Consider the following 11,091-nt stretch of genomic DNA (forward strand, 5'->3'; position numbering starts at 1 on the left):
TCCGTCTGCGTCAGCCGTCCTTGGTGAATCTAGGACAGACGGCAAAAGCCGCCCGGTGAGCTGCGAGTTGGACACATGACCTCTGGTGTTTCCGGCGGTAGTTCGGAGGCATTCACGAGGCATTGCGATTTAGGTTTGGGATCGAAATCCTGCGACGACTCACGGTAGTGGCTGACCGCAATGAAGACCCACGCGATATCAGTCATCTCGGCCGCGCGCGCGATGGCTAGATAGCGGCTCTTGTTAGCAACGGCAATCTTTGCGGGGTGCGCGAATTCGGCTTCGCGGGTGAGTCAGGCTTTCGACCAGCGAGCGGCGTTCGCCCGCGTCAGGGCGTTGAGGTTTACCATGTGATTTTCCCAAAGAAAAAGCCGCCCGAAGGGGGTGGCGTGGTCGGTACTATTCTATTCGAGCGTGTCGGCTATCTAATGCCGCCGGCACAGATGGCGAGCACAACCGAAATGGCCGCAATCGCGATCAGTACCCAAGGAATGTGCGGCTGATCATCTTGCAATGATGCGGCCCTTGATAGCGAAGAGGTCGGCCGCATCGTAGTTTTTAAACCGATCCGCGATCTTCAGATCCGGCGGTGACTCTCCCGCAACCGAACTTTCTTCCAGGATCGTGAACCCGGCTTCCTTGAACATCCGCACATAGTCGCTGTGCCTGAGCCGATTCACATACTGCTTACCACTATTGAACGGCCGCCACTCCTTGTCGGAGTAGCGCAGGAAGTTCAGACGAGAGACCGACTTATCCGACCGCGCATAATGATCACTATAGTCGATCGAGTGCGTCGTGATGCCCTTGGTGATAGCACGCAGTCCTTTGAGCAGAAAGGCAAGCTGATCGGCCGGAACATGCTCAAGGACTTCATTCGAGCAGGAGCAATCGACCGTCTCATCATCTGGGCTGACATAGTGCGGGGCAAGGTACTTGACCCCGAACTGCTCCAGTTCATCCCATGAACGCAACTGCAACTGACCGGCCAGGAGGCGATTGGCCGCGTGCTGGATCAGATCCAACTTGCCTAGCCGCTCAACATCGCATGCAATGACCTTCGACACACCCAAGCGCCGGAGTGCCAATGGCACTGCGAGATCGCGCCCTGCCCCAACTTCAAGAACAGAGGCCGGCATCCCGCCGATGTGCCGCGCATAGTCTTCAACGACGCGCCGGGCTATGCCGGCCAAAGAATCCAGCGTCGTCGGCCTTCTAGGCCAGTTCCTCGTAACGTGCCGCTGCAAGAAATAATGGGCGTGGGCCCCACCAGGAAGCTCAAGAGCACGAAATGCCAGGGCTTTGATCCGCCAATCCATCGCGGCAAAACCTTTACAAGCGATAATCTCTCTCTGCAAGGTCATGGGTTAAAGAACACCCCAGCCGTCCTTCGGACGCGCATCAGCCGCCCTACTGGAACCAGCACCTTGCCCGTTATTCACCAAGTTGACGCAAGCGCCCTGCTTGACAGTGTTAAAGATCGCGAAATTTCCCGGCGTGTGGTGCCTTGGAGCGTGACAAACTGAGTGCAATTGGCGCCGCCGGTCGAGTTCATCACCACATTGGAGTGGATCCTGCGGCACGCCCTTGGCGAACACGGTTGTGCCAATGCTGGCTAGCAGAAACACCAGGACACCTTGAAGGAAGCACATGCGTACATCTCCTCGAACGATTGCCGAAGATGGCTGGCCACACTCGGAGTTAAAATACCGGCTTGAAACTCCTGACCTCCGTTAACGAGTGACGTGGAACCGTAAGCCCAATCGCATGCCGCGGTACATGAGCTTCAAATCACCTGCCGAGATGCAGCATGGCTGGCGCGCCATCAGGACCAACGCAAACTGCTTTCGCTCTATGAACCGATCTGCTTTAGCAGTTTGTTGTGTTCGCAATCGAATTGAGCAGTTCTCCAGCAATGTCGCTATGGCCCGGCACTAATAAATCCCCGTCCTAGATTGATACTGCAGGGCCGGAATATGTGAGGGGAGCTTTTGATTCATTCCTCGCGCCCGACATCCATCCCGGCCCGTCTACGTCTCGCGAGTTTCTTGGTAACCCGTAGCTTCATCTATAAGGCGCATAGTGCATGAGCGTTGAAGCTGCTCGGCGATAATTCCGGCGCGGTGAGCAACGTTGCGCTGAACGGCCTTTAGGACTCCGGCTCGTTGGGCGCGCGCAAAGACATCGCAGACCTCCGGCAGGAAGTTCGCCGCATACCCGAATGCCTTAAAGCCCTGCTTGGTACGAAATTCGATCTGGTTAGCCATCATAACCAACTCTTCGCCGATAAAGGGCTTTAGGTTCTGCACTGTCAAAAAAGCAGGGAGATTGGCGCCGCTCCTGTAATACTGACGTCCCTTGGGGGGGCGAATGCGACCTAGGCCCACCATGAAGCCACTCTGAGTCACCAGGCGCTGTCCGTCATCGAGAACAGCAACCTCAATCTCGATGCCTCCAAACCGGATGACGCCTTCATGCGTCGCGCGCGGCAAGTGTCTCGCCCAACGGGCCTTGGCGGCCTTCCGCGCAATTTCGCGTCGCTCGTCACCGGATAGCGCGGCTGCTCTGGCTGTGCCGCCAGCGGCTCGGGCGGGAACTCCCCACTTCACTTTCCACCGCGTTCTCTTCCGCTCGTGGCCGTGGTTCAAACTCAGTTTTCTACTGGTACTCATATTTCAGGAATATGGTTGGAAAACGAAATTGCAAGCACAGACGAAACAGAATGCCTGTTAGGAGCCGTGCTTGCGGCGAGTAATGTTACCCTTCGAGCAGAGCCGGGTCATTCAAAACGTCCTTAACACGTGCGGGTGAAGAGCTGTGCCAGACCGCTGTGCAGAATGCCTTGAGGATCACGTCTCTGCATTGAATTTGTGGAACCGGCCGAAACGTCGCGGCGAGAGCTTGAGCCACACTGAGTGCGCGGTAGACATCCCGCTCCTGATAGAGCTTCAGACCAAGCAGGCTTCCGAACAATCCACCCCAGAAGCTGTGCTTGTGAGAGCGTACCAAGACGCCCCTGCTGCCAACAGAGACCCAACAGGCGTCTCCGCTGTCCAGGATGATCGTTGCGTCATGCCCAAATTTCTCATTGATGTAGAGGAGGCGCGGCATCACTTCAGCACTTCAAGTACATTTCGCAAACTCAGAAAGGCCGGACGGCTGAGGGCCCAAGATCTTTAGGCCCAAGAAGATCATTGATCTACCTTCGCCTCCGATAGGACCAGCTCCCTTGCAGCTCGTATAGCGCGTGACTTGTGTTATTCCAAAGTCATAACCGGGATGACGCAGGATGGCTTGAACTTGGCCGGATTCGCCAGCACAATGGGCCGAGTTCATCGCTGAATTTCCAATGTAAACAAGAAGATAGGGAAGACGCACGTGGGACATGGAATGAAGGCCGCAATCGCGCTTGCAACCGCGCTTTGTGGCGCGCCGGCTGTTGCGGGCTGGGAGCCGACGAAACCGGTGGAGATCGTGGTGGCGGCGGGCGCGGGTGGCGCCTCCGACCAGATGGCCCGGATGATGCAGGCCGCGATCCAGAAGAACAATCTGATGAAGCAGCCGATGGTGGTCTCGCTCAAGGGCGGCGCCTCCGGCGCGGAAGCGCTGATGTACATGAAGTCCAGCGAGGGCGACCCCAACAAGGTGCTGATCGCCTATTCGCTGATCTACATGCTGCCGCTGTCGGCGAAGATCCCGTTCAACTGGCGCGAGCTGACACCGGTCTCCGTGGTCGCGCTCGACCAGTTCGTGCTGTGGGACAACAGCGCAGGCCCCAGGACGTTGAAGGACTTCGTGGCGGCGGCGAAGGCTGCGAGCGCGCCGTTCAAGATGGGCGGCACCGGCTCCAAGCGCGAGGACCACGTGCTCACCGTGTTCCTGGAGCAGAAGACCGGCGCGAAATTCTCCTATCTGCCCTACAAGTCCGGCGGCGAGGCCGCGACCCAGCTGGTCGGCAACCACACCGAGGCCAACGTCAACAACCCATCCGAAAATCTCGAGGTCTGGCGCGCCGGCCAGGTGCGTCCGCTCTGCGTGTTCGACAGGGAGCGCATTGCCTATACGACCAAGGTGACCGACACCCAGTCCTGGGCCGACATCCCGACCTGCAAGGAAGAGGGCGTCGACGTGCAATATCTGATGCTGCGCGCGATGTTCCTGCCCGGCAAGGTCACGCCGGAGCAGCAGGCGTTCTACGTCGATCTGTTCCACAAGGTGACGCAGACCGCGGAGTACAAGGACTACATGGAGAAGCAGGCCTTGAAGCCGATCTTCCTCACCGGCAAGGACATGGTGCAGTTCCTTGAGGAGGACGATGCGCTGAACAAGTCGCTGATGACGGAAGCCGGCTTCGTCGCGAAGTAGCTCTCTTCCCTCTCGCCCTGTTCTGACGGGGAGAGGGCAGGGTGAGGGGCTCTCTCGACGAGTTGAGCTCGTGGAGAGAGCATCTCACCCGGCGCTTTGCCGTAGCCAGAGCTTCGCTTCGGCGTTCTAGAAAACGGCCGCGGATCCGGCCTCTGCCTCTCCCCCTAAGCACGGGAGAGATGCACAATCCCCAGCCTCGCATCTGAGCCCATGTCCCAAACCGATATCGAAATCGTCGTCGAGGATCCCACCGCGCCCGAAGACGATTCCCCTTCCGTCGTCTCTTCCGGCACGATCGAGATCGTCGTCTGCCTGCTGCTGCTCGCGCTCGCGGTCACGCTCGGCTACGACAATTGGCGCACCGGCGCGTCCTGGGATGCGACCGGGCCGGAGCCCGGCTATTTCCCGTTCTATCTCTCCGTCATTCTCGCCGGCGGCAGCCTATACGGTCTGATCGCCGCGCTGCTGGCGCGGCGTGCCTCGTCCGGAACCTTCGTCACACGTGCGCAAGGTCGCCGCGTGCTGGCGGTGTTCATGCCGACGCTGCTGTTCTGCCTGGCGACGCAGTTCCTCGGCCTCTATGTCGCGAGCTTTCTCCTGATCGCGGGCTTCATGCGGCTGGTTGGCCGGATCGCGTTGTGGAAGTCGCTGCTCACCGCGTTCGCGTTCACGGCGATCGTGTTCGTCACCTTCGATGTCGCCTTCGACGTCATCATGCCGAAGGGGCCGCTCGAAGCGGCCCTCGGCCGCTAGGCGGAGCCGCGCGCGATGGAAGCTCTCGGTCTCCTGCTCCACGGCTTTGCCGTCCTGCTGACGTGGAAGACGCTTGTGCTGATGATGGTCGGGCTGGTGCTCGGCATCTTCGTCGGCGTGCTGCCCGGGCTCGGCGGCCCCAACGGCGTTGCGATCCTGTTGCCGCTGACCTTCACGATGGACCCGACCTCGGCCATCGTGATGCTGTCCTGCATCTATTGGGGCGCGTTGTTCGGCGGTGCCATCACCTCGATCCTGTTCAACATCCCGGGCGAAGCCTGGTCGGTCGCGACCACTTTCGACGGCTATCCGATGGCGCAGCAGGGCAGGGCGGCGGAGGCGCTGACTGCGGCGTTCACCTCTTCCTTCATCGGCTCGCTGGTCGCCGTGCTCCTGATCACCTTCCTCGCGCCGATGATCTCGTCCTTTGCGCTGAAATTCGGCCCGCCCGAGTTCTTTGCGGTGTATCTCCTCACCTTCTGCTCCTTCGTCGGCCTCGGGCGCGAAGCCAAGCACAAGACCGTCATCTCGATGTCGCTGGGCCTGCTGCTGGCCGGCATCGGCATGGATACGGTGTCCGGCAGTCTGCGCATGACCTTCGGCTCGCCGGAGCTCTTGCGCGGCATCAACTTCCTGGTCGCCGTCATCGGCCTGTTCGGCATCAGCGAGATCCTGCTGACGATGGAGGAGCGCCTTGCGCTGCGCGGGCATGCGGCTAGCATCTCGCTGCGCGTCGTGCTCGGCGTCTGGAAGGATCTGCCGAAATACTGGGTGACGCTGCTGCGCTCCTCTTTCATCGGTTGCTGGCTCGGCATCACCCCGGGCGGTGCGATCGCGGCCTCCTTCATGGGCTACAATCTGGCAAAACGTTTCGCCAAGGAGCCCGAGAGTTTTGGCAAGGGCCGCATCGAGGGCGTGTTCGCGCCGGAGACGGCGGCGCATGCCTCCGGCACCTCGGCGCTGCTGCCGATGCTGGCGCTCGGCATTCCCGGCTCGGGCACGGCCGCGATCCTGCTCGGCGGGTTGATGGTGTGGGGTCTCAATCCGGGGCCGCTGCTGTTCGTCGAGCACAAGGATTTCGTCTGGGGCCTGATCGCCTCGATGTATCTCGGCAACGTCGTCGGCCTCGTGCTGGTGCTGACGACGGTGCCGATCTTCGCCTCGATCCTGCGCGTGCCGTTCGCGGCGGTGGCGCCGATGATCGTGGTATCCTGCGCGATCGGCGCCTATGCCATCCAGAACGCGATGTTCGACATCTGGCTGATGCTGGGTTTCGGCGTGGTGGGCTACGTCTTCAAGAAGATCGGCATTCCGTTGGCCCCGTTCACCCTGGCGCTCGTGCTCGGCAACCGCGCTGAGGATGCCTTCCGCCTGTCGATGATCGGCTCGGGCGGCACCCTGAAGGTGTTCTGGTCGAACGGCCTGGTCGGCTCGATCACAACCCTGGCGATTGTGCTGCTATTCTGGCCGGTGATCGACCACCTCCTCGCCCGTGTCGGGTTGACGCATGGGACCAGGGCGACATCGGCCTAGGGCGCTGGGCTAATCTTTTTTGAAATCAATGGTTTATATGTAAGGTAGCTTTTCGGTCGGGATACCACCGCGTGTCCGATTGTTTCCGAATGTTGCCGCGGCGGCACAGCCCTTGGGCGAGGAGGCGGGTATATTTCGATCACAAGATCGTGCAAGGGGGAATTCTCTATGAAGCGGGTAGTGATTGGAATGGCGGCCGCGATGTCGCTGTTTGCGACCGGTGCGCTGGCCGCCGATCTCGCGGCAAAGCCGTATGTCAAGGCGCCTATCGTCGATCCGGTCTGGAGCTGGACCGGCTTCTATGTCGGCGCCAACGGCGGCTACAGCTGGGGCCGTTCGCGCACTGACGTCACCTATACCAACACGGCGACCGGTGCGGTGATCGCGCCGCCGGCCGGATCCGTCACCAGCGCCTCGTTCGACATGAACGGCGCCGTCGCCGGTGGCCAGGCCGGCTACAACTGGCAGAGCACGAATTGGGTGTTCGGCATCGAGGGCGACCTGAATTGGTCGGACGAGAAGGGACGGGCCGGCTTCAGCTGCGCCCCCACCAGCCTTGCAGGCGGCGCCTGTCTTCCCGGCTTGACCTTTCTGCCCCCCGGCGCTGCTGCCGGCACCACTCTGACGCTCGACCAGCATCTGCAATGGTTTGGCACGGTGCGCGGCCGCGTCGGCATTCTGGCGACGCCGAAAGTGCTGTTCTATGGCACCGGCGGCGTGGCCTTCGGCGAGATCAAGACCACGGGCACCATCGTCGGCTTCACCCCGGCTGGTGTCACGGTCGCCTCGACCAGCTCTTCGTCGGACACGCGGGTCGGCTGGACCGTGGGTGCGGGTGTGGAAGGCAAGATCACTCAGAACTGGAGCGCCAAGCTCGAATATCTCTATGTGGATCTCGGCCGGTTCTCGTCAGGTCCGTTCTCGCTGGCGCCGTTGCCCACGATTGCGGCCAGTGCTTCCTCTCGCTTCACCGACCACATCCTGCGCGCCGGCATCAACTATCAATTTGGTGGCCCGGTCGTCGCGAAGTACTGAGCGAGCTGGATCACAAAAGAGGCGTCTAATAATAAACAAAGCCCGGCCTCGTGCCGGGCTTTGTCGTTGCAGGCGGGGCGCGCGAAGTCACACCACCTTGGCGTCGCGGAGCCTTGCGATCTCGTCGGTCTCGAAGCCGAACTCCTTCAGCACTTCGTCGGTCTGCTCGCCGAATTCCGGCGGCCGCACCACCATCCTGCTCGGCGTGCGCGACAGCGTCACGGGCTGGCCGACCAGGCGGATATCCCGGCCTTCATCGTTCGGCACGTCCTGCGCAATGCCGAGATGCCTGACCTGCGCGTCCTCGAACATCTGGTCGATGGCGTAGATCGGCCCGCAGGGCACGCCGGCCTCGTTGAGCTCCCGGACCCAGGTCTCGGTCGACTTCGTCACGGTGCGCTTCTCGATCTCGGCGTTGAGCGCATCGCGATTCCTGGAGCGGGCGGGAGCCGTCGCATAGTCGGGATGAGTGTAGAGCTCCGGCGCGCCGATCGCCTGCGCACAGCGCTCCCAGATCCGCCCGCCCGTGGTGGCAATGTTGATGTAGCCGTCGGAGGTCTTGAACACGCCGGTCGGAATGCTGGTCGGATGGTTGTTGCCGGCCTGTTTGGCGACCTCCTTCTCCATCAGCCAGCGCGCGGCCTGGAAGTCGAGCATGAAGATCTGGGCCTGCAGCAGCGAGGTCTGCACCCACTGGCCCTTGCCCGAGACCTCGCGCTCGAGCAGGGCGGTGAGGATGCCCATCGCGCAAAACAGACCGGCACTGAGGTCGGCGACGGGAATGCCGACCCGCATCGGGCCTTCGCCCGGCGCGCCGGTGATCGACATCAGCCCGCCCATGCCTTGCGCGATCTGATCGAAGCCCGGCCGCTTGTGGTAGGGGCCGTCCTGGCCGAAGCCGGAGATGCTGCCATAGACGATGCGCGGGTTGATCGCGGCGAGGCTGTCGTAGTCGATGCCGAGCTTCTTCTTCACGTCGGGGCGGAAATTCTCGACCACGACGTCGGCCTTGGCGGCGAGGCGCTTGAACACGGCCAGCCCACGCTCGTCCTTCAGGTTCAGCGTCATCGCCCGCTTGTTGCGGTGCAAATTCTGAAAGTCGGAACCGCGCCGCGGCCCGCCCGGCTGCTCGCCGCCGGCATCCTCGGTCAGCGCGTCGATCTTGACGACGTTGGCGCCCCAGTCGGCGAGCTGCCGCACGCAGGTCGGCCCGGAGCGAACACGGGTCAGATCGAGCACGGTGAAGCGCGACAGGGCTTCCGAGGCATGCGGGAAGGGCATCGTGAAAGGCTCCGGGACAGATTGGGCGCCTACCATAGTGCCCAGAGATCACGCGACAAGCCGGGCCGGCGCCGATGCCGCCTGCTGAAATGCCTTGCCTGAGGCGCTGTCTGCGAGATCAGCGCGACAGGCGCTTCAATTCGGCCCGCACCTGCGCGGCAAGGGGATCATCGCCATGGCGCGCAATGAAGAGTTCAAGGGCCTCCCGCGTTCCCTTCCGGCGGGCAGCTTCATATTCCTCTGCCACCGCAGCGGCAGGATCCCGCGCCATCGGCATGGAGGGCGCGCGCCCTGCCTTGCTGCTTTCGTCTGCCTTGGCCTTCTCCACCATCACGGGCAGTCCTCCGAGAGGTTGATGGGACAGTCCAGCAAGCGCAATCAAGGCGCCAAACAGGCTGGCCGGGAGTGTGCGTCGTTTCATGAAACCCTGCAAATCACGGGTGTTTCCGGGAACGAAACTCTATGCTGCCGTTCCGTATGACTACGGGATTTAATGGCTAACACGGCCTTATGGGAGCAGCGCAAACGCCGCTGCCCCATTTAAACCAAACGTTTAACTCTCTAGCTAGAATCATGTGCCCCCGCGGCGAATCACACGACGCGTTGCTTGGAGAGTCCATTGGCCACCGCCGTTTATGTCAGTGCCACCAACAACGCCGAGATTGACGGCCTGCTGTCCGGCGTCAAATGGTCGGGCACGATCACCTACAGCTTTCCTGACGCGCCGAGCGACTATTCGAATCCTTATTCCGGCGGCAGCGGCGAGCCAACCACCTCGGGCTTTGCCTCGGTGCCCACGCAGATCCAGGCGGCGATCAACTACGCCGTCGGATTGATCCTGAGCTACACCAACGCCAACATCCAATATGCGGGCACGAACGGCGCCGACCTCATGATCGCGCAGTCGTCGGCCGCCAATCCGACCGCCTACGCCTACTATCCCGGCAATTATGCACCCGGCGGCGACATCTGGTTCGGGACTCAATACAATTTCTCGCTGGCCAAGCTCGGCAATTACTACTTCACCACTGCGCTGCACGAGCTCGGACACGCGATCGGCCTCAAGCACAGCCAGGAGGCCGGCGGCCCCGGCAACGTTGCGGTGCCGAGCGCGCATGACAGCAGCGAATACACCGTCATGAGCTATCGCAGCTATGTCGGCGCTTCGACCACGGGCGGCTATACCAACGAAGCCTACGGATATTCGCAGACCTACATGGCCAACGATATCCTCGCGCTCCAGACGATGTACGGCGCGGACTACACGACCCAGAGCAGCAGCACCGTCTACACCTGGAATCCGACCACGGGGCAGCAGTTCATCAATGGCGTCGGCCAGCTCGCACCGGGCGGAGGCGTCGGCGGCTCGGCCAATCGCATCTACGAGACCGTCTGGGACGGCGGCGGCATCGATACCTACGACCTGTCGAACTACACGACGAACCTGAGCATCAACCTCAATCCCGGTGCCTCGTCGGTGTTCTCCTCCGTGCAGCTGGCCTATCTCGGCGACGGCCACTACGCATCGGGCAACGTCTACAACGCCTATCTTTATAGCGGCGACGCGCGCTCCTACATCGACAACGCCACCGGCGGGTCCGGCAGCGACACGATCATCGGCAATGCCATCGCCAACACGCTGAGCGGCGGCGGCGCGAACGACACGATCACCGGCGGTGCGGGCAACGACACCGTCGCCGGCGGCTCAGGCACGGATACCGCAAGATATTCGGGCAGCAAGGCGAGCTACATCATCTCGTACAACGCGAGCGGGCAGACCTTCACCATTGCCGATCAGCGGTCCGGCTCGCCTGACGGTACCGACACCGTGACCGGTGTCGAATATTTTCAGTTCTCGGATGGCACGATCGCAAGCGTCAGCGTGATCAACGTTGCGATCGAGACGGTCGGGTCGACTAGTCTGGTACGGACGGGAGACAACTTCTATCTCGAGGCGATCAGCACCGGCAGCGGGCCTGTCCTGAAGATCTCGGGATCGCCGGTGAGTGCCGCTGTGTATGGGACCTGGGCGCCCATCGCAGCCGAGCAGACCGGCGGCGGATACAATGTGGCCTGGAAGGACTCGACGACAGGCCATTACACGGTCTGGAGCACGGACAGCAA

Annotated in this window: 10 protein-coding genes; 5 read left to right on the forward strand and 5 right to left on the reverse strand. The window is 61.7% G+C overall.

Going from position 1 to position 11,091, the window contains the following annotated elements; all coding sequences use genetic code 11:
- Positions 1 to 503 precede the first annotated feature (503 nt).
- The 3 genes from I6F28_RS32565 to I6F28_RS32575 form a co-directional block, all read right to left on the reverse strand.
- Positions 504 to 1,364 carry a methyltransferase domain-containing protein gene (locus tag I6F28_RS32565; RefSeq protein WP_225136989.1) on the reverse strand — a complete coding sequence of 287 codons (861 nt, stop codon included), beginning with the start codon at positions 1,362 to 1,364 and terminating at the stop codon, positions 504 to 506.
- A 666-nt stretch (positions 1,365 to 2,030) separates the two neighbouring features.
- Positions 2,031 to 2,492: a hypothetical protein gene (locus I6F28_RS32570; RefSeq protein WP_225142942.1), complete on the reverse strand. Its 462-nt coding sequence runs from the start codon at positions 2,490 to 2,492 to the stop codon at positions 2,031 to 2,033.
- 265 nt (positions 2,493 to 2,757) lie between these two features.
- On the reverse strand, positions 2,758 to 3,111 hold the full coding sequence (locus I6F28_RS32575) for a hypothetical protein (protein ID WP_225142944.1): 354 nt from the start codon (positions 3,109 to 3,111) through the stop codon (positions 2,758 to 2,760).
- Positions 3,112 to 3,390: 279 nt separating this feature from the next.
- Between I6F28_RS32575 and I6F28_RS32580 the strand changes: the two genes are divergently transcribed.
- The 4 genes from I6F28_RS32580 to I6F28_RS32595 all read left to right on the forward strand — a co-directional run bounded on the left by I6F28_RS32580 (position 3,391) and on the right by I6F28_RS32595 (position 7,686).
- Positions 3,391 to 4,365 carry a Bug family tripartite tricarboxylate transporter substrate binding protein gene (locus tag I6F28_RS32580; protein WP_225142946.1) on the forward strand — a complete coding sequence of 325 codons (975 nt, stop codon included), beginning with the start codon at positions 3,391 to 3,393 and terminating at the stop codon, positions 4,363 to 4,365.
- Positions 4,366 to 4,575: 210 nt separating this feature from the next.
- Positions 4,576 to 5,118 (forward strand): tripartite tricarboxylate transporter TctB family protein, encoded by a 543-nt coding sequence (locus tag I6F28_RS32585; protein ID WP_225142948.1) that lies wholly within the window; start codon positions 4,576 to 4,578, stop codon positions 5,116 to 5,118.
- A gap of 15 nt (positions 5,119 to 5,133) precedes the next feature.
- A complete protein-coding gene (locus I6F28_RS32590) occupies positions 5,134 to 6,651 on the forward strand; it encodes a tripartite tricarboxylate transporter permease (RefSeq protein ID WP_225142957.1) in 1,518 nt (505 codons plus the stop codon).
- A gap of 168 nt (positions 6,652 to 6,819) precedes the next feature.
- Positions 6,820 to 7,686 (forward strand): outer membrane protein, encoded by an 867-nt coding sequence (locus I6F28_RS32595; RefSeq protein WP_225125707.1) that lies wholly within the window; start codon positions 6,820 to 6,822, stop codon positions 7,684 to 7,686.
- A gap of 87 nt (positions 7,687 to 7,773) precedes the next feature.
- Here the strand turns inward: I6F28_RS32595 and I6F28_RS32600 are convergent, their stop codons facing one another.
- A complete protein-coding gene (locus I6F28_RS32600) occupies positions 7,774 to 8,967 on the reverse strand; it encodes a CaiB/BaiF CoA transferase family protein (protein WP_225142958.1) in 1,194 nt (397 codons plus the stop codon).
- A gap of 118 nt (positions 8,968 to 9,085) precedes the next feature.
- Positions 9,086 to 9,298, reverse strand: coding sequence for a hypothetical protein (locus tag I6F28_RS32605; protein ID WP_346656756.1), 213 nt, complete (start codon positions 9,296 to 9,298; stop codon positions 9,086 to 9,088).
- 288 nt (positions 9,299 to 9,586) lie between these two features.
- Between I6F28_RS32605 and I6F28_RS32610 the strand changes: the two genes are divergently transcribed.
- Positions 9,587 to 11,091: M10 family metallopeptidase C-terminal domain-containing protein (locus I6F28_RS32610; RefSeq protein WP_225142959.1), on the forward strand; the 1,505-nt coding region annotated here is incomplete at its 3' end.

Source organism: Bradyrhizobium sp. NBAIM14 (genome assembly GCF_020193895.1).
Classification (GTDB): Bacteria; Pseudomonadota; Alphaproteobacteria; order Rhizobiales; family Xanthobacteraceae; genus Bradyrhizobium; species Bradyrhizobium yuanmingense.